Source organism: Lewinella sp. JB7, from assembly GCF_024297185.1.
GTDB lineage: Bacteria > Bacteroidota > Bacteroidia > Chitinophagales > Saprospiraceae > Neolewinella.
Genome location: NZ_JANCTD010000002.1, coordinates 553146 through 578206 on the forward strand (window position 1 = coordinate 553146; position 25061 = coordinate 578206).

Below are 25061 nucleotides of genomic sequence, written 5' to 3' on the forward strand. Positions count from 1 at the left end.
TGCCCCTTCCCGGTGTTTTGTATTTGCCCTAACCACCCACCATGTCCGCAAGATTAAGTGTATTCGACATTTATAAGATCGGCGTCGGCCCTTCGTCCTCCCACACCCTCGGGCCCTGGCGTGCCGCCCAGGACTTCGTCGGAAGGTTGGCGGGGACGCGGGTGCAAAGTATCGGGGTACAGTTGTTTGGCAGTTTGTCTAAAACCGGCATCGGACACGGAACGGACATCGCGGTCGTTCTGGGTCTGCAGAGCTATGATCCGGTGACGATCGATACCGCGCGCATTCCCCTTATCGTGGAAATGGTAAAGGCCTCCGGCGCACTGACCGTCAATGATCACAACGTTCCTTTTTCCTTCCGGGAGGACATCGTGTTTCAGCCCACTACCCATCCCGGTCATCCCAACGCTCTGACCTTTACCGCCCTTACGGAGGACGGCGACTTACGGGTATCTACTTATTACTCCCTCGGTGGGGGCTTCATCGAGCGGGAGGGGGAGACGGCAGCGGCCACCAGGACATACAACTTTATCCACGACGTATCCTCGGGCCGCAAGATGATCGATCTTTCGGCAAAATCCGGGAAAACCATCACGCGCCTACTGTACGAAAACGAACGATGCATCTACAGCAGCGCGGAGATCCACGAACGCGTCGAACGGCTCTTCCAGGTAATGCTCAATTGCGTCTACCGGGGCTGCCAGACCGAGGGGGTATTACCCGGCGGGCTGGGCGTGAAGCGGCGGGCGGCGGGCCTCAGCCGCAAGTTACTGGCCGGTCGCAGCTATCCCGACCGCAAAAGCTGGCTGGAAGCCATCCGGCGGACCTCCCGCGACTTTTCGACCGTAAATCAGTGGATCTCCTGTTTCGCCCTAGCCGTGAACGAGGAGAACGCGGCACTCGGCCGGGTGGTCACCTCCCCCACCAACGGCGCCTCCGGCGTTATCCCGGCCGTGCTGCTGTACCACTACCTTTTCGGCAACTTCGGAGAAGACGACCTGCTGCGCTTCTTTCTGAGCAGCGGACAGATCGGCGCGCTCTTCAAGCAGGGGGCGACGATTTCCGCGGCGGTGGGGGGTTGTCAGGCGGAGGTCGGAGTGAGTTCGGCCATGGCCGCCGCGGGCCTGACCGAAGTACTCGGGGGAAGCACCAAACAGGTACTGATGGCGGCGGAGATCGCCATGGAACACCACCTGGGCCTCACCTGCGATCCGGTCGGCGGGCTGGTACAGGTACCCTGCATCGAGCGCAACGCGATGGGCGCGATGAAGGCCATCACCGCCGCTAACCTGGCCCTGACCGGGAATGCCGCCAACGCCGTCGTCCACTTCGACGCGGTAGTGGCTACGATGTGGGAAACCGCTCAGTTCATGCACACCCGCTTCAAGGAAACGGCGGAGGGCGGACTGGCCGTCAATGTATCCGTGGCGCTACCGGAGTGCTAAACTTTACCACTCTCCGGCAAAGGCCCGGTTAAAGATCTTTTCGTTGATCTGATCGAGCAGGTACTCCAGGGCGTCGTCCTGCACGCTGGCCAGACTTTCCGTACCGTCGAATTCGTAGAAGTCGGAGAAATTGCTCCTCCAGTTCTCCGCCTGCGGATCGCGCAAATTTTTATACTCGATGGCTACCACGATGGTCAGTCGGTTGTCCTTGGCGAAGGCCCCGACCTCCCCGGCGGGGGTGGCACCTTCGGAGGTTACGCGAAAATCGACCAGCGTGCCGATGATCTCGATGTCGGGGTTCTCGTCGGTAATCACGAGGCGGGCTTCGTCGCGGACCTTATCGCGCAGGGCTTCCGTCATGTCGAGGAAGAGCGTCGGCGGGGCGTTCAGCGCGTTGTTCTTAAAATTCGGCACGTATGCCCGTTCCACGCCGGCCGGGATGGAGATGCCCCGAAAGGAATAACAGGAAGTAAGCAGGGCCGCGAGCAGCAGCAGGGAAACGTAACGCATGGATCGTAAACGCGAAAATCCCCGCCGGCGTTGCCGCCGGCGGGGATGAAAAGTTTGGGATCATAACGTCTCTCAGTAAAACTAGGCGGCGCTGGCGAGCAGCTCGTCCATGTCGCGGACCAGAATGCGTCCGCGGTTGAAGTAAATCAGATTCTCTTTACGCAGTTCGTTGAGGACGAGAGTCACCGTCTGCCGGCTCGTACAGGTAATGTTGGCGATGTCCTGGTGAGTAAGGCTGTGCTTGAGTAGCATCTCGTAGCCGACGCGCCGGCCGCGCTCGCTGACAACCCGGTGCAGGAAGCCGACGATGCGGCTGCGGGCATCCTTGAAGATGAGGTCCTCGAGCTTGTTCTCGGCGGCGATCATACGCTTACCGAAGAGGTTGAGCACCTGGCGGCTGAGCGTAGGGTTACCGAACACGATACGCTGGAAGTCCGCCACCCGGATGGTGTAGTAGTGCACCTCTTCCTTGAGGGACTGGGCGGTTTCGGTGCGCACCGATTCGCCCACCAGGCTCAACTCCCCGAAAATGGCTTCGGGGTGGATCAGTTGCTTGATGACCTCCTTGCCCTCGTTGCTGTGGGTGCTGATCTTGATGGGACCCTTAGCGAGCAGGTAGATGTGCTCGCTCACTTCCCCGGGCTGGTAGATGACCGAGTAGCGGGGCTTCTTCTTAAACTCCATGGTTTCGCTGAGGCGCCGCTTCTCTTCGGAAGACAGGGCATCGAACAAATCGAAGTTGTTGAGCAGGTTGATTTTATTCGCAGAATCCATTCTAAGACATTGAGGTTAGGACGAAGACCATTCGGTCCGAAGTGACGCCCGCCGACGATTGTCGATGTCCGTCTACTCACAGGACACCGATCGTGCCGCTTCCCCCTAAGGCAAACGGAGATTCTTTTGAAACTTTCTTTCGTCGGCCGGCTTGCCCTATTTGTCCCCCAATAAAGCGACCCGCTGCAGTGCCAGAATGCTAAGCGCGTCCTTGATGCGACCGTCGAGCGTCATGGCAATCGCCTCGGAAAGGGGCAGTTTGCGCAACTTCAGTTGTTCGGTATCCTCGGGTTCGGAATCCTGCTGGGTGAGACCGCGCGCCAGGTAGGCCACCCCCCACTCATCGGTAACGGAGTTGCTTAGATGAAATTCCATTACTTGCGTCCACTCCTCGGCCACCAGACCGGTTTCCTCCTTCAGTTCCCGTTTGGCGGTTGCGAGGGGATCGGTACCCACCGGACATCCTCCCTCGGGTATTTCCCAACTGTAGGTACCCAGGGCGTAGCGGTACTGCCCCACCAGGTAGGTGTTGCCGTGATCATCTACGGGTACGATGCCGATCGCGTGGTTTTTGTACTTGATCAGCCCGTAGATTCCGTCGTTGCCGGCGGGGTTGACCACCTCGTGGTGCTCTACCCTGATCCAGGGATTTTCGTACGCAACGGTAGAGGACTTCGTGGTCCAGGGATTGGCTTCGGCGTTCATGCGCCAAAGGTAGCAAGCAGGGCTCTATAGCCGATCGTAGCTCCGCACGGTGAGTGGATGGTCTACGTCGCCGGTGTGCTTGGTCGACACGGGCTCCAACAGCACGATCCAGGCTTCCTCCCCTACGCGGGTACGGGGGCGGTGCAGGACGCCGCGGGGCACCACGTAAAGATCACCCGCGTTCAGCGTTACGGTGTCCCGATCCCGAAAATCGATGAAGAGGGTTCCGTGCTGTACCAGAAATAGTTCATCCTCTTCCGCGTGGTCGTGCCACACGAATTCCCCCGCCACCTTGGCGAGCTTAACGGCCTGACCATTGAGCTCCGCGATCACCTTGGGCGACCAGTGATCGGTGAACTGACTGAATTTATCGTCGAGGTTGATGGCGGACACGGGTACTGAATTCTGTGAAGGGTAGCTGCGGAGCGGGTTTGCTTACGGGACGTTCGTTGCTCCCGCGCACCGCCGCCCGGATAAGATGTATGCCTAGACGATATCCTCTTCCTTCCGCCGGTTGCGCCACCAGATGAAGGCCAGCGTACCCACGAGTACGTACGGCATACCGAGCAGGTACAGGATGCCCTGGTTGAGCCCCTGCCCTTCCGTGCCACCGTTGGCGAGATTACTTTCCGCGGTAGCCCGGCACATGGGGCACTGAGCGAAGAGCTCGCCGCCCCCGACGAGGATCAAAGTAAGCAGAAGACAGAGCTGGAGGACTTTCATATTCGCGCGATTAAGGATAATACTCCCGGAGCATCAGATAAACGATCGGACCGGTGATGGCGACGTAAAACCAGAGCGGCCATACCCAACGGGCCATTTTGCGGTGCATGGTCCAATTGCCGGCGATCGCCCGTACGGTAGTTAACAAAATAAAGGGCAAAAGGATGCCGGCCAGGGTGATGTGGCTGATCAGGATGAGCAGGTAATACGGGCGAGTACCGCTGACGGCCGCGCGTTCTAGTTCGCTCAGTACTCCGTCCCGATTCGCGTCGCCGTAAAGCACCTCCGGCGTCGTGAAGTGGTACGCTACGTAACACAGCAGAAAAATGACCGACAGGCCCAGGGCCACGGCATTCGCATTGCGGTGGCTGACGAACTCTCCCTGCTTCACGTAATACAGCGAGAACATCAGCGCGAAGGCCGTCATACCATTAAGGGCCGCGTTCACGGCTGGTAAAAACCTTACATCCCACGCGATGGGCAGGCTCACCTCCCGCATGACGAAGACCAGGATCAGCACGACGGCCGAGAAGATATACGTGGCAATCTTCAGGGGTTTTTCGTACTGGGGAAAGGTCTGCAATTCCGGATGAGGCCGGGGTTTACGGTCCGTAAGCATATCAGAGTTCTTTACCGCGGTCCAGGATAATATCCTGCTTCGCGGGAAGGGGAATGATGAGGGAGATGAGTTGGACGAGCCCGATGGTTTCGTCGCGGCGGGCCAGGTCGTAGTGCTGCACGACGGTGAGCGAACTGTCTACCAGTGCCACGATGGGTTGCACGCCGGGTGAGTCGTAGCCGCCGAGGGGGAGTTTGAACTCCTCTGCCGTACGGGCGAAGGTTCGTTCATCCGCGCGCAGAAAACTGATCATGGGGTCTTCAGGCAGGTGGTGACGTCGGGCAAAGGTATCTACGGCTTCCCGGGGATCCTCCGCCAGGGTGATGGTCGTGAAGTATAGGTTGGGGCTGTCCTTAAACTGCTGAAATAGGCTGTCCAGCATCTTCCCGTATAGATCGGTGCCGGCCTCCTTCGTGGGATCGAGCCACCCGACGACGGTCATGGCTCCCCGTAGGCGCGGGGGAAGCTCTCCGCGGATGGTTGGCAGGGCATGCAGGTCCGGCATGGGTCCGTAGTCCTGCATCGTATGGATGGCATCCCGCCGGTAGTTGGCGCCGTCGCGCAGGTAAATGAAAGAAACCAGGGGGAAACCGACCAGAATCAACAGCAGCACGCCAAAGTTCAGTAAATGCTTGGGCTTGGCCATTGGTAGAGATTTATACAAGTATAACGGTACGTAGTCTTCCGGGATTAATCCGCGCGGGAATCTGACGTTCCAGTGATCCTCCGGGCGGGGCTATAACAGTAAAAGTCCGGAGAGCTTTCCTCACCCGGACTTTCACCCTCCACGGTACGGACGACCGTCTAGCCCGCGAAGGGGTCGGCTACCGTGTCGTTGAGGCCGACCTCGTCGCCGGCGGGTACGGCAAGCTCGTTCTTGTACTGGATCTTCTCCCGCTCCTTGCGCCAGGCGTCACCTTCGTTGAAGAAGGCAATCAGGGCCCACAGCAGCAGGAAGGTGGGGAGCAGTACGGACATGGCCAGCCCCTTCACCTCGTAGCCCATGTGCATGAACTCGTAGATGATGAAGTAGGCCTTATAGAGCGACAGCGCGATGATCAGCAGGGACGCTACGTAGATCAGGATGCGGATGCTTTCGGCGAATTCCGCCGCCTTGAGCAGCGAAAGGAGAACCTCGATGACGGTGACCGCCGCAAGAAGGCCGAGTCCCTTCCAGACGCCGCGTACCGATTCTTCGTAACTAAGATGTTGGGCCATTGGTTTTGTATTATGATCCGGAAGCCGGGGCACCGGTAAGTTGAGCGTTTAGAAGAAGGTACTAGAGGAGGTAAAATACCAGGAAGACGAATACCCACACCAGGTCCACGAAGTGCCAGTAGAGGCCAATCTTTTCGACCATCTCGTAGCCGTTCATCCGGGCAACGTACACGCCGCTACCGGCGTTGATCAGGATGATCAGCAGGAAGATGACGCCCGTAGCCACGTGAAAGCCGTGGAAGCCGGTGATGCCGAAGAAGAGGGCTCCGAAGGCGGTGGGGCCGAACTCCTGCACCCGGACGTACTGTTCACCGTCTTCCTCCACGACGTACTTGCGGTGAATGAAGCGCTTGGCGGCGGGGTCGACCGTACCGTCGGGGCGCAGACCGTCCACCACGTATCCGGGGTAATCGCCGGGCTCCGTAGCGAAAGCGAACGCGTGTTCCTCGTCGGCGTGATCCTCGGCTTCGCCGTGGGCGGCACCCGCGACGTGGAGCAGGTAGGTTTCACCTTCCACGACTTCCTCATCCGAGATATCACCGGTTTCGGGATCGAGGTAGTAACCGTTCTCGGTGTAGGTTCCGAAGGGATTGGTAGTCACGGTCATGTGTTCCGTGCCGATGAGGTTGTTCCACTCCCAGGCCTGGCAGCCGAGGAAGCCGGCTCCACCGAGTACGGTGAGGAGCATCCAGAAGACGACGCCCCGCTTGTTCTCGCGGGCGCCCTCCTGTACGGCCCGGACCATGGTCCCCGAGCTGACGATCAGCAGAAAGGACATGAAGGTCACGAAGATCAGGGGGGCCTGGTCGTTGGGGAACCATTCGTTGATACCGAAGGGCGCGGTAGCAAAGACGACATCCGGCACCGGCCAGCTTGGGCTGCTGAAGCGCAGCGCGCCGTAGGCGATCAGGAAGCCGGCGAAGGTGAACGCGTCGGAGAGCAGGAAGTACCACATCATCAGCTTCCCGTAGGAAGTGCGGAAGGGCTTGCGGTCACCACCCGCCCAGTCGCTGTTCAGCTCGGGCTTTTGATCCTCGGCTATGATGATGTCCGTATCTCTTTCTTCGGTCATGTCGTGATGATTAGCTTCTTAAATGTAGCCCTAGCGTTGCAGGCTGAGGAAAATGATTAAGTATACCCACAGGGCATCCACGAAGTGCCAGTACGTGATGGTCAGTTCAAGGCGCAGCTGACGGGCGGGCGTCCGCTTCAGGCGGATAGCGTAGGCGAAAACCAGCGCCACCGCCAGCGCGGCGATGCCCCCCACTACGTGAAGCGCGTGTAGCCAGCTGATCGCGTAGACGAAATCGCCGGCGGGATTAATTTTCAAGGGTACGCCCTGGGCGGCGAGTTCTTCCCAGCCCAGGTACTGCATAACCAGGAAGGCGATTCCCAGAATGAAACTTACCGTAAGCAGGTTTTTGTACGCCGCGCCGGCCTCCCGTTTGAAGGCCCGGTAAGCGAAGTGCAAAGTTATACTACTGACGATGATGACCAAAGTGTTGACATAGAAAATGCCGGGGATCGAAAACTCCAGCCAGTTGCCGGAGGCACGGCGCACGATGTACGCGCTGGTCAGGGCAATGAACATCATCACCAGGCTTGCCAGGCCAATGTACAGCACCAGTTTGAGGGGATGCACCTTGTTGCGGCGCGTCGCCGCTTCCATCCGTTTGTCCACGCCCGTATCTACCGCACTCATCACATCAGCATTTTACCCGCCCAGTAGATCGTAAAGACCAGCGGGAGGTAGGCGAAAGAATAGAACATCATGCGCAGGGCCGTGGATCTTTCCGGCGTCTGCAGGAAGCGCCAGGCATACCGACAGAAAAGCAGACTGAGGATCGTCACGGCTACCGCCGCCCACCAGGAGGTCACGCCCAGGGCAAAGGGAAGTACGCCGAGAGGGACTAGGAAAGCGGCAGCTACGAGCGAATCGCGACCGAGGAGGCGGGCATTCACCCGACCACCGATTTCCGGGACGAGTTTGAACCCGGCCTTCCGGTAATCTTCGAAGCCCAAATAGCCGATCGCGTAGAAGTGGGGAAGCTGCCAGAAGAACTGAATGGTAAACAGGGTAACCCCGAGTGCCGTGATCGAACCTTCCGCGGCGGCGGAACCGATCAGCGCGGGCAGGGCTCCCGGAATGGCGCCCACGAGTACGGCGACGGGTCCGACCCGCTTTAGGGGCGTATAGACAAAGGCGTAACTGATGAGGGACACCATGCCCAGAAAGGCCGTCCAGGGATTGAACAGCGCCAGGAGGGAGATGCCCCCGATACTGGCGAAGCCGGCCATGAGCAGCGCTTCGCTGCTCGTCATCCGGCCCTCCGCGAGCGGGCGGCGGCGGGTCCGCTCCATTTCCCGGTCGTAATCCTTCTCCAGTACCTCGTTGAGAATATTCGCGGCCGCGGTGGTGAGGAATCCCCCGCCGGTAAGGACGCCAATGGCCCACCAACTAATACCGGCACCTGCGCCCAGCGCTACCAGGTAAGCGAGCACGGATGAAAGCACGACCGTAGCCGAAAGCCGAAACTTAACCAGCGCGGCCAAATCGACGACACGGCGGCTGAGTTCCGAAGTATATGCGCTACTACTGCTGCTTGCTTTCATGGGAAGGTAAAAGACAACCCGTAGTTCAAGGCGGCTGGCCTACGAACTACGGGTCGCCAATCGGTACGAACAACGCGTACCCGGTGGTTTAATTTAGTGATCGACGCTTTCGCCCTCCATGATGGGTTGCACCTGGGGGATGTAGTCGATGCCGTCCTTGCTGTAATCGTACGCCCAACGCTGAACGGTGGGGAGCTTGCCCGGCCAGTTGCCGTGAGTAGCCTCGATGGGGGTGGTCCATTCCAGGGTGTTGGCCTGGTAGGGGTTCTTCACCGTCAGTTTACGGCCACGCCAGATGCTCCAGAAGTAGTTGATCACGAAGAGCAGCTGGAACCCGAAGGTGATCAGTGCCGCGATGGTGATGAACTTGTTCATCCCGTCGAAGTGGGCGAAGGTCTGGAAGCTGTCGAAGCTGTAGTACCGCCGGGGAACTCCCGCCATACCGAGGTAGTGCATGGGCCAGAAGACGCAGTACGCACCGATCATCGTACCCCAGAAGTGAAGCTTGCCGAGGGTTTCGTTCATGAAGCGCCCGTACAGTTTCGGGAACCAGTGGTAGACCCCCGAGTACATGCCGAAGAAGGCGGCGACGCCCATCACGATGTGGAAGTGGGCAACTACGAAGTAGGTATCGTGCAGCTGAATATCCAGGGCCGAGTTACCGAGCCAGATGCCCGTCAGACCGCCAGAGATGAACATCGACACGAATCCGATAGCGAAGAGGCTGGCCGGATTGAAGCGGATGTTACCGCCGTACAGGGTCGCGATCCAGTTGAACACCTTGACCGCCGATGGAACGGCGATGATGAGGGTGAAGATCACGAAGAAGTTAGCAATGAAGGGGTTGATGCCCGACATGAACATGTGGTGGGCCCAAACGATAAACGCCAGGAAGGCGATCGCCAGGATGGAGAACACCATTGCCTGGTAACCGAAGATGGGCTTACGGCTGTTGACGGAAAGTACTTCCGAAACGATCCCGAAGGCCGGTAGAATGATGATGTATACCTCCGGGTGCCCCAGGAACCAGAACAAGTGCTGGTAAAGGATCGGGCTACCGCCGACGTGATCGAGGGCCGCTCCGCCGATGTAAATGTCACTGAGGTAGAAGCTGGTCCCGATACCCCGGTCGAGCATCAGCAGGAAGAAGGCCGAGGTAAGTACGGGGAAGGACAGCAGACCGAGAATAGCCGTGACGAAGAAGGCCCAGATCGGCAGCGGCAGACGCCACATGCTCATACCCTTCGTCCGCAGGTTGAGGACGGTCGTGATGTAGTTGATACCCCCCAGCAGTACGGAAACGACGAAGAGTACGAGGGAGATCGTCCAGAGCGTCATGCCCGCGCCGGAACCGTCCATGGCCTGCGGCAGGGCGGACAGCGGCGGGTAAGCTACCCAGCCACCCGCGAAGGGGCCGGTAGACAAGAAGAGGGAGGCGAACATGATCGTACCGGAAATGAAGAAGAACCAGTAGCTGAGCATATTCAGCAGCGGCGAAGCCATGTCCCGCGCGCCGATCATCAGGGGGATGAGCAGGTTCGAGAAGGTTCCGGAAAGGCCGGCCGTCAGTACGAAGAAGACCAGAATGGTACCGTGCATGGTTACCAGCGCATAGTAGAAGTCCTGTTGCAGGGTACCGACGCCGTCGGGCCCGATGGAGATCCACTTACCGAGAACCGGCTGCAACCAGGCCAGACTTTCCTCCGGAAAACCGAGCTGCATCCGGAAGATCAGCGACATGGCACCGCCGATGATGGCCCAGATCATTCCCGTAATCAGGAACTGTTTGGCGATCATCTTGTGATCCTGGCTGAAGATGTAATGGGAGACGAAATTCGACTGGTACTTATCGCCGTGGTGGTGCTCGTGGAAGTGGTCGTCGTACCCAAATTCCTCAATCAGCGCTTCGTCGCTCTTTAACGGGGCCGTCGTCAGTACTGCTGTAGCCATGAATCTAGATTGTATGCGGTTATTTGGATAGCTTACTTGGAGGAAAGGTCGGCAAACTGCGGTTCGGCCGGTTCACCCTTGGTAATGTAAAATTCGGTGCGTCGGTTGCGCTGCCGCCCTTCTTCGGAGTCATTGGTCGTGAGGGGGCGGTCCGCGCCGTATCCGCGGCTGTCGAGGCGGCGGCTGTCAATGCCAGCGGCGGTCAGGTAATCCCGTACGGCACGGGCTCGCTCTTCACTCAGCGTCAGATTAGCACCGTTATCGCCGGCGTCGTCGGTGTGTCCGAGAAGCATGGCGCTTACGTCATCGTGACGTTCCAGGAACTTCACGGCGTCATCGAGTTGGTACTTGCTTTCTTTCGTAAGCTCGGCCGATCCGGTTTCGAAGGTTACGAAGTCTAAGGTCAGTAGGTTGTCGTCGTCGCTGTCGGTAGCCAGGGCGTTATTAGCGTTCTGGGTAAAGGCCTCACTGCGCTGTTTGACCTCCGCCATAAATAAGGGGTCGTCTTCGGTTCCCTTAATGTTAGCTTCGTAAAAAGATTCCTGCTGGCTGTACCACGAGTCGAAGGCGTCCTGTTCCAGGATCTCAACCTTACGCGCCATGGACCAGTGGCCGATACCGCAGAGTTCGGCGCAGGCAAGCTCGTAGTTACGGGTCTCCCACAACTGTTGCCCGTCGCTTTCGGGGTCCGGAAGCTGGTATTCGGGGTACTCCGAAAGGCTCTTCCGCCATTCCTTGGTGGTCTTGGTCGGCGTGAATACGAAGTAGGTCGGCAAACCGGGTACGGCGTCCATCTTGACACGGAACTGCGGCAGGTAGAAGTCGTGGAGTACGTCGCGGGCCGTGATGCGAACACGGACCTTCTGGTCGACCGGGAGGGTCACGTCGTTGACCAGAATATCGTCGTGGGTCTTAGGATCCGTCCAGTCAAGCCCTAACAGGTTAGCTCCACTGATGAGGCGGAAGTCTTTGCGACCGAGGAGCCCATCGGGGCCCGGGTAGCGCATCTGCCAGGCAAACTGGTAGCCCGTAGCTTCAATTTCCATGTACTGCTCGTCATCGCCGACGTCGGACATGATGGTATTCCACGCGTCCAGTCCCCCGACGACCAGAAAGGTCATGACGATCGCGGGAATACCCGTCCATACCAATTCCACCGTGTTGTTGTGACTCAGGTAAATGGCCTTATGTCCCTTGCGGGTCCGGTACTTGTAGGCGTAGTAGAACAGGGCGAAGTTGGTGAGCAGAAAGGCCACGTAAGTAACGGCCAGCGTCCACTTCATCATGGAGTCGATGGAGGAGCCGTGCTCGGACGCCGATTCGTGCGGCCCGAAGCCGAGGATGTAGTTCTTGTAATAATAGGCGGAAGCGGTGGTGATCACGAGGAACAACACCATGAATGCCAGCAGTCCCTTACCCGTAGACGCGACCGAAGTAGCCTCCACTTCCTCGCTTCCCCGCAACTGCTTGGCGAGATCGCGAACGCGGGAAATCTGCACGATGATCAGCAGAAGGAGCGCGATGCAGATAAATACAATTAAGGTGGTCATTCCTGAAAATTAGGTTCGGTAACGACGACAAACCCAACGGTTTGTTTTAGTTACAAATTTAACGACTGCTGCCCGATTTGGTTACCGACGGGCAATATGTTTAGATTAAATCTAAATAGCTTCCCACTAGGTGTGGTGATGGATGCTTTCCTCCAGGTAAGGATCGTGCTTCGGCTCCAGTCTCGCCTTGCTCAGGCCGCTCATGACGAAGAACAGGAAGCCTCCCAGGAAGCCCAGGAAAGTACCGATCTCCAGCAAACCGGGAAGGGTGTATCCCGATTTGAAACCCAGCGTATGCGCCTCTCCCTCATCATGGCCACCGGCCGCATCGAGGTGCCCGAGCATTTCCTGATCTTCGATGTATTCCTCCTGGATAAAGTGATTCGGCTCGAATACGTCGACTTCGTTGCGGTCCATAATGGCCTCGAATTCCCGGGGGCCTTCGGTACCGTCACCCGTGGGCGGACCGCCACGGAAGTCCGTGGTAGCGGGAACGCCGGCTTCGGGTTCCGCCGCCGTGATTCTCCGACCGGGTGATTCAATCGCGGATCCGGTAGTGGCGTCGGCCGGCTCCAGATTGGTTCCTTGTTCGAGATCGGTGGCGTCGGCGTACTTTTCTTCCGGAGCGGCCTCTTCGTGAGTTGCGGCGGCTTCGCCGGCGTGATCGGTAGCTGCTCCACCGTGATCCATCGTCGCGTGCTCTTCCTCGGTTCCGTGACCGCCTTCGTGGGCGGCCATCTCTACGAGGGTCAGTCGGGCACCCGGCTTGATCATGTTGAAGTAGTCCAGCCAGTGGCCGAAGAATACGAAGGCGGAGGCGAAGAAGAGCGTACCCATCTTGCGCTTCGTGTCATTGCGCATCAGGATGAAGAAGGGCAGCACGAAGTTGATGCCGAGATTCAGCCAGAAGAGCACCGGATAGTTATCGAAGCGCTCGCGGAAGTAGATGGTCTCCTCCCCTACGTTGGCGTACCAAATGAGCATGAACTGGCTGAACCAGAGGTAGGTCCAGAAGATCGAGATCGCGAACAGGTACTTGCCGAGGTCATGGAAGTGCTCCTCATTGACGCCCAGGTAGTATCCCCGGCTCTTGAGGTAGATCAGCAGCATGATGGTCAGGGCGGTCATCGCAACGAACAGTGAGGCCGTCGCGTACCAGGCGAACATGGTTGAGTACCAGTGGCTGTCGATCGACATAATCCACTGCCAGATCAGCGCCGCGCTCGTAAAGCCGAAAATGGGCAGAAAGATGGCGGCGTACTTTTTATACCGGCGGTAGTAAGTGAATTCCCGGTCAGTAGTGTCATCGTCCTCGGCGATGCTGATGTTGCGCATCTTTCCGAGCAGAAAGTACCAGAGGCCCACGAAGCCGATGGTCCCGAAGGTGAACCACCACTTGTTGAGGAAGGACGACTTATGGGTAAGGATAGCGTCCTCCAGGACTGCAGCCTCGTCGTTCCAGTGGTAGAGGTGGTGACTGTGCGTCCAGACACCTACAATGATGACCCCCATCAGGAACAGGCCGGGAAGCAGGAAACTGGCGAAGCTCTCCCAGACCCGCTTGAACTGGACGAACCAGCCGGCGTAGGCCGTCGTGAAGGCTGCCAGGGCGAAGCCGGCCAGGGCGGCGATGCCGAGGAAGAAGACGGAGTTGTGGAGGAAGTTGGTCCAGAAGCGCATGTGGTGCCCCTCCCCACCGTCGGCGAAGTAGCTGATCACGAGACAAACCAGTCCGACGCCCATCAGTACTAGGTTGGTCGTCTTTGCGCGGGAAGAGAATACAAAGTTCTCCATGAAAGTATTCGGTTTTGGGGCGGCGGACTCGCTCCCCTGGTGTGCGTTGCGGATGCTTATTTCTTGCGGAGGGTGGATTGAGCACTTCCGCCGGCGGGGGCGGCATCGCTCATCATCTCGGCGTCGGGTCCCTGCTCCTGATCCGTGATCTGTTGGGCCATGGGGTCAAAATCGACGAGCGGGGTGGCGACGGACGGGCTGAAGGTGTTCAGCTCCTGGTTGTATTCCGTACCGTTTTCCTTCGCCTGTATGCTCCGGATGTAGTGAATGACCTGCCAGCGTTCCTCGTAGTTCATCTTGTCGGCGTATGCACCCATCACATTGTAGCCGTACATGATGGCGTGGTAGTAGCGCATATTCGAAGCTTCCAGGAACTCGGGGCGCAGAAAGCTCGCCGGTGCGGCGGGGTACTTGGCCTGCGGGTTCTTATCTAAATCGTAGATGTAACCCAGACCGTTACCGGCTTCTCCGTGACAGATCGCGCAGAAGATGTTGTAGAGGTTACCGCCCCGGATCATGCCCTCGTCGGTGATGGGGAACGGATTGGCCATATTATCCGCGATCGCCGCCTCCCGGCCTTCGGGGGTGTCTTCGTAGTAGTAGGGTACGTGACCGTTCGTAGGGATCGCCATGGCGTTCAGGTGATCACCATCCACGATTGAGCCGCGCATGCTCTCGGCGTCGTCCAATTGCGCGGGTGGGCGCATACCCGGGGAGTAGGATCCGGCGTAACCCCGCGGAACGGTACCGGAGACCGTATACTTGGGGTAGACCAGTTCGCCCAGGGGAATGGTGGAGCGGTCGTTCCAGGTATTGTAATAGTAGTAGTTGTAGGTATTGGCCTCCACGGCGATCGAGTGTGCCATGTCGGGCATGTACTCGCTTCCGGGGAAGTTCTCTTCCGCGTCGCTGCAGGCCGTGACGATCACGGCAAAGGCGAGGGAAACGGCCAGTATTCGCAGATTGGTCATGCTCATATTAATTGTAGGGCGGTTTACGCCGGAACCATTTTACGGTGAACGGTTTCGACACCGGTGCGATCGAAGTAATCGCGCAGTTGGTCTACGCCTTCCCCGCTCATGTCGGTCACGTCGAAGGCGATACAGAATTTGTCATCGGTGATGCGGTCGTGAAGCCGCCGGGGAGCGGCTCCGGGGCCGAGACCGTTGATGATGTAGAACACCGTGACCATGCCTACGGAGGCGAACAGTACGGTCAATTCGAAGGTGATCGGAATGAAGGCCGGTACCGACCAGTACGGCTTTCCACCAAAAATGATGGGCCAGTCGCGGGTGAACACCCAGGTCATGAACCCGAATCCGAACAAACACCCGATGGTTCCGAAGATGAAGCCGGCGATGTGCAGACGGCTTTCTTCCAGTCCGAGCAGCGGATCGAGACCGTGTACGGGGAAGGGCGTGTATACGTCATCGATGTCGAGGTGGTCGGCGTTCGCCGCCTTGACGGCATCGAGCAGTTTGACTTCGTCGTCGTAGAGGCCGAAGAGAATATCGCGGCCCGCCACGACGGTGCTGCTGTTGTGATGAGGCACTGCACCCGCGGCCCCGTCCCGTTCTATTTTTATTGTAGCCATAATATTGGTCGCGTTGTGAGTTCTAGTCTAGGGGTTTGTCCTTCTCGCCGTCGATGTCGACGGTTCCTCCGGCCTGCAGGTCATTAACCTCCGGGGCAACGGTCTTCCCGTGGTGAACCACTTTGGACGTGTGACCGTGGGCGTGCGCTACGGCATTGGGACCGATGTACTGATCGCCCGCCGTCTTGAGGATACTCTTGATCTCGGCGATCGCCACGACGGGAGCGACGCGGGTAAAGATGAGGAACAGGGTGAAGAACAATCCGAGCGTACCGATGAAGATGCAGATCTCCACCCAGGTAGGCACGTAGTAGCTCCAGCTGGAGGGAAGGTAATCGCGGGCAAGGGTGGTGGCAATGATTACGAAGCGCTCAAACCACATACCGATGTTGATGAAGATCGACATGAAGAAGGTCCAGAAGAGGCTGGTGCGCAGGCGCTTGCTCCAGAAGATCTGGGGCGAGATAACGTTGCACAGCATCATGCCGATGTAACTCCAGTAGTAAGGTCCGAGAACCCGGTTGAGGAAGGCGAATTGCTCGTAGATGTACCCCGAGTACCAGGCGATGAAGAGCTCGGTCAGGTAGGCTACCCCGACGATGGAGCCGGTGAGCAGGATGACCTTATTCATCGATTCAATGTGCTCGATGGTGATGTAGTCTTCCAGGTGCAGCACCTTGCGGGCGATGAGCATCAGCGTAAGTACCATCGCGAAGCCGGAGAAGATCGCCCCGGCTACGAAGTAGGGAGGGAAGATCGTGGTGTGCCATCCGGGAATGACGGAGGTCGCGAAGTCAAAGGATACGATGGTGTGAACCGAAAGTACCAGCGGCGTAGCCAGACCGGCCAGGATCAGGGAGAGGCTCTCCCACCGTTGCCAGTGCTTGGCCGACCCGTTCCAGCCGAAGCTGAAGATCCCGTAGATCTTTTTGCGCAGCCCCACCGCCCGGTCGCGGACGGTAGCCAGATCGGGAACCAGACCGGCGTACCAGAACAGCAGCGAAACGGTGAAGTAGGTCGAAATGGCGAATACGTCCCACAGCAGCGGGCTGTTGAAGTTCACCCACAGAGGTCCGCGGGTATTGGGGTACGGGAAGATGAAGATCGCCAACCAGAGGCGCCCCATGTGAATGAGGGGGAACTGACCGGCACACATAACCGCGAAGATGGTCATGGCTTCCGCGGCCCGGTTCACCCCGGTACGCCACTTCTGGCGGAACAGGAGAAGAATGGCCGAGATCAGCGTTCCGGCGTGGCCGATACCTACCCACCATACGAAGTTGGTGATGTCCCAACCCCAGTTGATCGTCCGGTTGAGGTTCCAGGAACCAATACCGACCCAGATCGTCCAGGCTACGCTGAAGGCGAACAAGCCGAGACAGATCACGGAGATGATGAAGGTGATTACCCACGACAGCGAGGGGGCCGTCTCGGTCGGACGGCAGATGTCCTCGGTGATCTGGTGGTAGGTCTTATGCCCCGTGATCAGCGGTTGGCGTACCGGTGCTATATGTCCACTCATGAAGTACGTTTTAGGATTTACGCGCTGCGGCCTTAGGCGCTAAGTGCTTGATCGTTCGCAACTTGTAAATCAAATAGCTTTTGGCTGTGGCTTGTTTTATAATTCTTAGGCTTACGCGTCCAGGGCTTCCACGGGGTTATGGACCCGGGCGGCATAGAATACGGAAGATTGGGTATTGGTCTCCTCAAGTACCAGGTAGTTGAGGGGGTTTTCGAGCTTGCGGGTCACGTCGCCCTGACGGTTGTTGCGGTCGCCGAAGGTGATCGCTCCCGTGGGGCAGGCCGTCTGACAGGCCGTCCGCACGTCGGAGTCGCGCAGCGCACGCTTCTCGATCTTGGCGGTCAGCTTACCCGACTGCAGGCGCTGGGCGCAGAAGCTACACTTCTCAATGACGCCGCGGCTACGGACCGTCACGTCGGGGTTCAGGACCATCCGGGTGAGGTTGTCGGCGCCGAAGGGAAGTTCCTCGTCGTTGATTTCCGGCTCGTTGCTGCTGAACAGGTCGGCGGTAGTGTAGTCCAGCCAGTTGAAGCGCCGCACCTTGTAGGGGCAGTTGTTGGCGCAGTACCGGGTACCGATACAGCGGTTGTAGATCATCTGGTTAGCGCCTTCGTCGCTGTGCTGGGTAGCGTTGACCGGACAGACGTTCTCACAGGGCGCGTTGTCGCAGTGCTGGCACATCATCGGCTGGTACACGGCACGGGGATTCTCGATGTCGCCGTAGAAGTAGCGATCGATCCGGAGCCACTTCATCTCGTGGTGGCGCCATACTTCGTACTTGCCCACGACGGGCACGTTGTTTTCCGCTACACAGGCCACCTCACAGGCCGCGCAACCGATACAGGCCGTCAGGTCGACGTGCATCGCCCACCAGTGTCCCTGGCTGTAGATGTCCTTGGCGTACTCCTCGTAGGGGTACAGCGTCTGTTCGTTGAGGTGCTGAGATTCGGAACGACGCTCGGCGATGTGCTCGCGCAGTTCGGGCAGTTCCTCGAAGGTGCCCTGGAAAATGATCGAGCGCTTGGTCAGGCCGCCCTGCATCCCCTCCCCGAGTTCCATGACCGTAGCCTCGTCGACGTGGAAGGGCTCCAGGTAGGCCTGCTGCTCCTCCGTCAGTTCGCCGGCGATCACCTCACGGTCGCCCGTTTGCTTGTTGTAGTAGGTCTTGCCCGCCTCGTTCTGGGTGGTAAGGCCCATGGTGTGGTGGTACTGTACGCTGGCGAACTCCTCTTCGGTATCTACCTTCCCCGACACGGCGGCATCGGTCGAGAAGTACTGCACGTAACCGTCCTCGTCGACGGTAAGCCAGGGATAGACATTCACGCCGATGCCGTTGCCCAGTCCAGCCCCGGCCGCGCCGGTCATCTGCCGACCGTAGCCGATAGCCAGACCGAAGGTACCGGGCTGCTGACCGAATTGCCGCACGACGGTTACCTTCTCCGCGGTGGCCTCATCGCCGTTCACCGTGACGGTTACCTGGTCGGCCTTGCCCTTATACTCTTCGGGGTTCAGATCCTTGTAGGAGGTGTAGCTGTTGCCCCCTTCCCAGGATACCGGGATCGTGAGGTAGTTGCCCCAGACGGTCCGGGTGACGGGATCGGGTACTTCCAGCAGCCACGGGTTGTTGCCGTAGACCCCGTTGCCCATGTTGACGGTTTCGTAGAATGCGATCTCGTTCTCCGTTTCGGCGGCGGCAGGAATACCGCGGGTAGCGGCACTGGCGTCGAAGCGTGCAGCAACTCCGTCGGTCGTTTCGGTATCGGGCGCGGACGCAGGAGCGGTAGATAGCCCCCGATAAGACAATCCGTAATCGTTGACGTAGCCGGTGGCCTCGTTGTTAAATACCCCATCGTGGAGAGCGCTGTCCCAGAAGGAGCGGAAGCTGGCAAACCGGGACTGGCTGGCGAAGGCGCCTTCCTGCCAGTTACGCTTTACGTATTCCATGTAGGGCTGCTCGGCGGAGGCGTCGTAACGCTCAGTTTCACCGGCCCAGATGAGTAAGCTCTCGCCTTCCTGGCGGGTGCCGTAGCGGTTGACGCTGGCAAAGATCGGTACGATAGAGGGTTGTACGAGGGAGTAAACGCCCTGGACCGGCTCCGCATCACCCCAACTTTCCAGGTAGTGGTGCGTGGGCGTTACGTATTCGCAAAGTTGGGTCGTCTCGGTCGGCACCGTGCTGGTACTGATGGTCAGCATGCGGCGGAAGCCGGCGGCGATGGGGTCGTCCGGCAGCGCGTCGTCGCGGTCGCCGTCATTCTCCTCCTTGGCATCTGCCTGCTCGCTCCGGTCGTCAATCTCGCCCAGATTCGTCGAACCCATGCGTCCGAAGTCGGGATCATTGCGCCGCAGGGCGGCGGAGAACTGTCCGGCCCAGGCGTTGTCGAAGGCGGGGTTGGCGCCGTCGAGCACGATGAGGGCGTCCACCGATCCGTTTTCGAGCTCGCCGACGAGGCGGGCCATATCCTGGTCGCTACCCTGCCGTTGCAGGCTCCAGCGATTGGTTTCGATGGTGCTGCCGTAGCTGCCCAACGCCTGGTTGATGGCGATCACGAGCTGCTGCTCGTAGAGATTGTTGTTGCCACTGACGACCAGGGCGGCGCCGTTGGCGGCCCGTAGTTCGCGGGCCAGGGCGTCGATCTTGGCGGATGCCGCCGCGTCGAGTCCGGCGGCGGGTCCTCCCCCGACGATGGCGTTGTACAGTCCCAGTACGGCCTGGGCCTGCTGACTGGGCTTAACCATGATGCGGTTATCGGCGTTGGAGCCGGTCAGGCTCATGTGGCTCTCGATCTGCACGTGGCGCGACATCCGGCGGCCGTCGGTCCGGCGTCCGGTGGCGTACTGGCGGGCGTACTCCACGGGGGAGATCCAGGTGCCGAGGAAGTCCGCGTTGATGCCGACGATGACGTTGGCGTTGTCGAAGCGGTAGTGGGGCACGGCACGAACGCCGAAGGCCGCTTGGTGAGCGTCGAGCAGGGCCGATGAGGAGATCGGGTCGTACTGCACGAGCACCGTGTTGCCGGGCATACGATTCTTGAAGTCGCGGATGGCTGACTTGAGCGAGGGGCTCAGAATGGTATGCGATAGGATGCGGATCTCACGGCAGTCGGCGAGGCGATCGGCGATCTCGCCGTCCAGTACTTCCCAGCTGGGATTATCGGCGTAGCGACGCGCGCGCTGCACCTTGCCCCCCCGGATGCGGGCGGGACCGTCGAAGCGGCTCGTATCGTACATGGTCAGCACGCTGGCCTGGGCCCGGGCGCTGGTTCCTCCCTCCGTGATCGGGCTCATGCTGTTGCCCTCGATCTTGATCGGACGGCCCTCCCGGGTCTTGACGAGTACGGGTACGTAGTCGCCGCCCTGCACGAAGGTCGAAGCGAAGTAGGTGGCGACGCCGGGAACGATGGTATCCGGCTTGGAGACGTAGGGGATCGCCTTACGGACGGGAATGTCGCAGGAGGCGATAGTGGCTGCGGTCATGCCGAAGCCGAGGTACTTGAGAAAGTCCCGGCGGCTGGCCTCCAGTTTGGGGTTTTCGATGTGATCCTGAGCAACCTCACCGTCGGTAGCCGTCCGGTATTCGGGGGTAGCTTCGAGTTGATCGGTTCCTATCCAGACGTTGTTGACTTGCTTCTTCATTCAACTTTACTTTGGGTACGGGCAGTGGGGCCGTTCCCGGAAATCCGCCAGGGCGGTAAATTTTTAAGATGGTCCTCTAGTAATGGCAGCGCTGGCAGTTCAGACCGCCGATGTCTTCGACGGTGACACCGTCGCGTACGCCCTCCTTGATTTCCTCGTGGTAGCGCTCGTAAGACTTGTAGTAGTCGTTGTCCTCGAACTGTACTTCGGTTTCGCGGTGACAGTTGATGCACCATCCCATACTGAGGGGGCTGTACTGGTACACGACTTCCATTTCCTCCACGGGGCCGTGGCAGTTCTGGCACTTCAGTTTGCCGACGGTCACGTGCTGCGCGTGGTTGAAGTAGGCGTGGTCGGGCAGGTTGTGGATGCGCGTCCATTCGATGGGTCCGGCTACGCGATCGTCGCCGGTATATTCATTGGTGAGCGCGGCGTAAATGCCTTCCCACTGTTCCTCGACCACCTCGTCGACGTCGTCGGGATCACCGCCCTCGCTGATGTAGGTATTGGCGATCCACTTCTGGTAGATGTCCCGTGCCTGATCGTTGGTCATCTGGTCGTAGTTCTGGATGTAGGCTCCCTCGCTGGGGTCCCAACCGATGGAGGCGAAGATTTTCGTCAGTTCGGCCGTGCCGTAGCGGCTACCGACCTGAATGGCGCGGTGGCAGTTCATACAGGTATTGACCGCCGGGATGACCGAGTGCTTGGAGCGGCGCGCTCCGTCGTGGCAGTACTGACATTCGATCTTGTGGATGCCGGCGTGCACTTCGTGGCTGAACTTGATCGGCTGGTCGGGCTCGTAGTCCTGCTGGCGGCCGAGATCGATGGCGTGGTTTACGGTCGTGTAACCACCGAGTACCACCAGGACGAAGATCACGAAAGCAATCATGCCGCGGCTGGTCAGTACCTGCACGAGCGTGCGGCGGGCGGGGGCGGCTCCCTCCGAGGCGGAGACCATATACTGCAGGTTGCTGGTGATGCGCGCCAGGATGAGCGAGAGCAACAACAGCGACACTCCGAGAATGACGAAGAGCCAGGTATTATCGGTTTCCTGCTCCGCACCGACGGCCGGGCCGTTCATGACCGTACCCGGCTTTACGTAGGAGCCGGTGTACATTCCATCGATGTAGGCGAGCAAATGCTCGACGTCGGAATCGCTCAGGTTGGTGAAGTTGGACATCACCGTGGGCTTCCAGGCGTTCCAGACGGCAATGGCCCGGGCACTTTCCCCGGACCCGATAAGCTTCTGGGACTGCTGCACCCATTCGTAGAGGTGCTCCCGGGGTTCCCCGGCCCAGCGTTCCTCCACGCCACCGAGGGCGGGGCCCGTCAGGTTGGCCTTCATGTCGCCCGCGTGGCAGGAGCCACAGACATTCTCCTTCCAGAGGGCTTCCCCGAGGGCGGGGTCGCCTTCGCCGGGACCTACGGTAGTCGTGGGCACCTCGGCGGCCGGTTCGGCGACGGCGGCGTCGGCATTCGCAACGGTAGAATCAGCAGCGGTAGACTGGGCTAGGGTAACTGCACTGGTCAGCAACAACAGCAGAAACAGCGGCAGGCACCGATAGAAATTAGTAAGGTATGTCATTATAATGTTGACATTTAAGGAATTGCGACGTGCGTGAGAGAATGCCCCGCCTGTCGGTCGCGCAAAGATACTTTCGTGACATTTCTTTAACAAACATGTTGGGAAAGCGACCATCCATTTAGATTTCGTCTAAATAGTATGGCTCCGCACGTTCTATAGACGGCTCCTGCGTCCCCGCCCGGTGAACTTTTGCCCGCTCCGTCGTTTGTTGCGGCATGAACATCAAGAACCACCACGCTGACATGCGTTACAACGCCTTCGGTACGACGGGCTGGCAGGTATCCAAGATCGCCCTGGGCACCATGACCTTCGGCCAGCAAAATACGGAAGCGGAGGGGCACCGACAACTGGATTACGCCCTCGAGCGGGGCATCAACCTGATCGATACGGCGGAGATGTACTCCGTACCACCCAAACCGGAAACGCAGGGAAGCACGGAAAGAATCATTGGCAGTTGGATCCGGTCGCGTAAGCACCGCGATCGGTACTACCTCGCTACTAAAATCGCCGGCCCTATGCCGATGGCGCGGCATATCCGTCCCAACCTGGGATTCGCGGACGGCCAGCTGCGAGAAGCGCTGGGAAAGAGTCTGGAGCGCCTGCAAACCGACTACGTAGACCTGTACCAACTGCACTGGCCGGAGCGGACCACCAATTATTTCGGCACGCGGGGCGTCAGTGAGATCGATGAGTGGCAGGATAACTTTCTGCGGGTCCTGGAGGATATGAAAACGTTGATCGACGAGGGTCTGATCCGCGCCTGGGGCCTGAGCAACGAGACGCCGTGGGGAGTCATGCGGATACTCCAACTGGCGGACGCCCACGGGCTTCCCCGGCCGGTAAGCATTCAGAATCCGTATAGTCTGCTTGCGCGGGGTTTTGAGGTCGGACTTGCCGAGGTATGTCTGCGGGAACATATTGCGGGCTTCCCCTACTCTCCCCTGGCCATGGGTCGGCTGTCGGGCAAGTACCTCCGCGGCGAGGACGATGCCGAAAGTCGCCTAAATCAGTTTACCCACTATACCCGCTACAACAGCGAGAATTGCCTAGCGGCCACGGAGCGCTACGCGGAAGTTGCCGACCGCCACGGGCTGGATATGGCGCAGATGGCACTGGCCTTCGTGACGGATCGCCCCTTCAACCAGAGCAATATAATCGGAGCTACATCCATTAAACAACTGCGGCAGAATATCGACAGCATCGACCTGCATTTGGACGGCGATGTGCTGAAAGATCTGGAAGCCGTACAGTCTCAGTACCCAAATCCGGCCGTGTAACGATCAACCTTACCCCAACATCAAGTTCGAGTAGTTACTTTCGCGGCCCATTCATTTATATTTCATGCAGATACCAATTGAGCGCAAACCGTTACGGATGTACGGCGATGCCAGCCGGGTCATTGGCCGTTTTTTCTGGGCGGGCAAGGATCGCGCCTACCAACTCATCGATCGGGTAATTAATCTTGACGATCAGGAGACCCACGACACCCTGATGCGTACCCTGCGTGATTTCGCGCGACGGCACCGCAACACCATCGGCATCTACCGCCGTCACCTCAACGCCGCCCTGGAGCGGGTACCGGAGCAGCGGGAGAAGGTCCTGCTGCTCAGCGAGGAAAAACAAGCCCTGATCGGCGCTTACTTTACCCACGAGTACAGCATCGAATCGGCGGCCTTCTTTAATCCTTCCGTAGTACCCGCCCTCGACCAGACCGGACTGGAGCGCGGCCAGATGCGCATCGTGATGAGCATGCGGGCGGTCGGTGAGGGGCATACCTCCTCCATTGAATTCCGCAACATCGTGCTCGACCGGGAGAATAACCCCATCGCCGAACCGACGAATCAGTTCGTCGGGCTGGCGGAACGGATCTTTTACAGCCAGTACACCAAGGAGGCCTTCTCTAAGCGTACCCAGGAGCGGGACGAGATCGACCAGGAGATCTTCAACATGCTCATTGAGGACCTGCCCGACAATTTCAACCACCGGGAACTCTACGAGCGCTACTGGAAACTCTGGAATCAGTACGGCGAAGACAGCCGGGAACGCGACCAGCTAAACCATCTCATGACGGTAGCCGATCGGTATTATGAACTCCAGTTCAGCCTGGATACCGACATCAGCGAACGGGTACTCTACCCCATGATCGACTTCGAGATGAAGGGAATGGAGGACGCTCGATTCCTGCAGTTCGTCAACGACGACGGCAGTAAGATCTACTACGGTACCTATACGGCCTACAACGGAAGTCAGATTCGTCCCATGATCATCGAGACGGAAGACTTTTACACCTTCACGATCCGGCCGGTGTACGGCGATGCCGCCGTCAATAAGAATCATGCCATCTTCCCCCGCAAGATCAACGGCCACTACTACGTGCTGTGCCGGATTGACGGCATCAACAACTACATCATCAAGAGTGACCGACTGCAGGTATGGGATGACGCGGTAAAGATCAGCGAGCCGAAGTTCCCCTGGCAACTCTACCAGGTAGGCAACTGCGGCGCCCCACTCGAGACGGAGAAGGGATGGCTCGTGATCACCCACGGGGTGGGCCCCATGCGACGGTACTGCCTGGGCGCTATGTTGCTCGACCTGGAGGATCCTTCCATCGTACTCGGTCAGCTTGAGGAACCTTTACTGAGCCCGATGGACGATGAGCGCGAGGGCTACGTGCCTAACGTAGTGTACAGCTGCGGCAGCATCATTCACAACGGGGAGGTGTTCATTCCCTACGGAATATCGGACGAGGCGGCCCGCTTTGCCACCGTGAATCTGGAGATGTTGCTGGACACCCTGCTGGGGAACGGAAAGGAGTAATTGTCA

General features: G+C 58.9%; 22 protein-coding genes. 3 read left to right on the plus strand and 19 right to left on the minus strand.

The genetic code is table 11. The features are described 5' to 3' along the window. The first annotated feature begins 41 nt into the window (after positions 1-41). Positions 42-1445, plus strand: coding sequence for an L-serine ammonia-lyase (locus NMA52_RS05830; RefSeq protein WP_254826711.1), 1404 nt, complete (start codon positions 42-44; stop codon positions 1443-1445). A 3-nt stretch (positions 1446-1448) separates the two neighbouring features. On the opposite strand, the gene lptE is transcribed toward NMA52_RS05830, so the two are convergent. The 19 genes from lptE to NMA52_RS05925 all read right to left on the minus strand — a co-directional run bounded on the left by lptE (position 1449) and on the right by NMA52_RS05925 (position 22238). Continuing rightward, positions 1449-1955, minus strand: coding sequence for an LPS assembly lipoprotein LptE (lptE, locus tag NMA52_RS05835; protein WP_254826712.1), 507 nt, complete (start codon positions 1953-1955; stop codon positions 1449-1451). Positions 1956-2036: 81 nt separating this feature from the next. Beyond that, the gene (locus tag NMA52_RS05840) at positions 2037-2729 is read right to left on the minus strand and encodes a Crp/Fnr family transcriptional regulator (protein WP_254826713.1); all 693 of its coding nucleotides are present in this window, start codon (positions 2727-2729) and stop codon (positions 2037-2039) included. A 156-nt stretch (positions 2730-2885) separates the two neighbouring features. Beyond that, complete coding sequence (locus NMA52_RS05845; RefSeq protein ID WP_254826714.1) at positions 2886-3434, minus strand: NUDIX hydrolase; 549 nt, start codon at positions 3432-3434, stop codon at positions 2886-2888. Positions 3435-3458: 24 nt separating this feature from the next. Next, positions 3459-3827: a cupin domain-containing protein gene (locus tag NMA52_RS05850; RefSeq protein WP_254826715.1), complete on the minus strand. Its 369-nt coding sequence runs from the start codon at positions 3825-3827 to the stop codon at positions 3459-3461. 93 nt (positions 3828-3920) lie between these two features. After that, positions 3921-4157: a hypothetical protein gene (locus tag NMA52_RS05855; protein WP_254826716.1), complete on the minus strand. Its 237-nt coding sequence runs from the start codon at positions 4155-4157 to the stop codon at positions 3921-3923. 10 nt (positions 4158-4167) lie between these two features. Next, positions 4168-4776: a DUF420 domain-containing protein gene (locus NMA52_RS05860; RefSeq protein ID WP_254826717.1), complete on the minus strand. Its 609-nt coding sequence runs from the start codon at positions 4774-4776 to the stop codon at positions 4168-4170. Position 4777: 1 nt separating this feature from the next. Further along, the gene (locus NMA52_RS05865) at positions 4778-5422 is read right to left on the minus strand and encodes a hypothetical protein (RefSeq protein ID WP_254826718.1); all 645 of its coding nucleotides are present in this window, start codon (positions 5420-5422) and stop codon (positions 4778-4780) included. A 158-nt stretch (positions 5423-5580) separates the two neighbouring features. Beyond that, positions 5581-5994, minus strand: a complete 414-nt coding sequence (locus tag NMA52_RS05870) for a cytochrome C oxidase subunit IV family protein (protein WP_254826719.1) — start codon at positions 5992-5994, stop codon at positions 5581-5583. Positions 5995-6055: 61 nt separating this feature from the next. Next, positions 6056-7066 carry a cytochrome c oxidase subunit 3 gene (locus NMA52_RS05875; protein WP_254826720.1) on the minus strand — a complete coding sequence of 337 codons (1011 nt, stop codon included), beginning with the start codon at positions 7064-7066 and terminating at the stop codon, positions 6056-6058. Between the two features lie 30 nt (positions 7067-7096). Further along, positions 7097-7696 carry a cytochrome c oxidase subunit 3 gene (locus NMA52_RS05880; protein ID WP_254826721.1) on the minus strand — a complete coding sequence of 200 codons (600 nt, stop codon included), beginning with the start codon at positions 7694-7696 and terminating at the stop codon, positions 7097-7099. Then, positions 7696-8607, minus strand: a complete 912-nt coding sequence (gene cyoE / locus NMA52_RS05885; protein WP_254826722.1) for a heme o synthase — start codon at positions 8605-8607, stop codon at positions 7696-7698. Before cyoE ends, NMA52_RS05880 begins: the two co-directional genes overlap by 1 nt. 93 nt (positions 8608-8700) lie before the next feature. Next, entirely contained in the window at positions 8701-10557 is a 1857-nt protein-coding gene (locus NMA52_RS05890) for a cbb3-type cytochrome c oxidase subunit I (protein WP_254826723.1), read from the minus strand. A gap of 32 nt (positions 10558-10589) precedes the next feature. Then, positions 10590-12107, minus strand: coding sequence for an OmpA family protein (locus NMA52_RS05895; RefSeq protein ID WP_254826724.1), 1518 nt, complete (start codon positions 12105-12107; stop codon positions 10590-10592). Between the two features lie 126 nt (positions 12108-12233). Then, on the minus strand, positions 12234-13901 hold the full coding sequence (locus NMA52_RS05900) for a hypothetical protein (RefSeq protein WP_254826725.1): 1668 nt from the start codon (positions 13899-13901) through the stop codon (positions 12234-12236). Between the two features lie 56 nt (positions 13902-13957). Beyond that, positions 13958-14872 (minus strand): cytochrome c, encoded by a 915-nt coding sequence (locus NMA52_RS05905; protein ID WP_254826726.1) that lies wholly within the window; start codon positions 14870-14872, stop codon positions 13958-13960. Between the two features lie 23 nt (positions 14873-14895). Continuing rightward, positions 14896-15495: a DUF3341 domain-containing protein gene (locus NMA52_RS05910; RefSeq protein WP_254826727.1), complete on the minus strand. Its 600-nt coding sequence runs from the start codon at positions 15493-15495 to the stop codon at positions 14896-14898. Between the two features lie 22 nt (positions 15496-15517). Further along, positions 15518-17017, minus strand: a complete 1500-nt coding sequence (nrfD, locus tag NMA52_RS05915) for an NrfD/PsrC family molybdoenzyme membrane anchor subunit (protein WP_254826728.1) — start codon at positions 17015-17017, stop codon at positions 15518-15520. 111 nt (positions 17018-17128) lie between these two features. Then, complete coding sequence (locus NMA52_RS05920) at positions 17129-20653, minus strand: TAT-variant-translocated molybdopterin oxidoreductase (protein WP_254826729.1); 3525 nt, start codon at positions 20651-20653, stop codon at positions 17129-17131. Between the two features lie 76 nt (positions 20654-20729). Then, the gene (locus tag NMA52_RS05925; protein WP_254826730.1) at positions 20730-22238 is read right to left on the minus strand and encodes a c-type cytochrome; all 1509 of its coding nucleotides are present in this window, start codon (positions 22236-22238) and stop codon (positions 20730-20732) included. A gap of 215 nt (positions 22239-22453) precedes the next feature. Between NMA52_RS05925 and NMA52_RS05930 the strand changes: the two genes are divergently transcribed. Next, positions 22454-23515 (plus strand): aldo/keto reductase, encoded by a 1062-nt coding sequence (locus tag NMA52_RS05930; RefSeq protein WP_254826731.1) that lies wholly within the window; start codon positions 22454-22456, stop codon positions 23513-23515. Between the two features lie 64 nt (positions 23516-23579). Further along, complete coding sequence (locus tag NMA52_RS05935; RefSeq protein ID WP_254826732.1) at positions 23580-25055, plus strand: glycoside hydrolase family 130 protein; 1476 nt, start codon at positions 23580-23582, stop codon at positions 25053-25055. Positions 25056-25061: the final 6 nt, after the last annotated feature.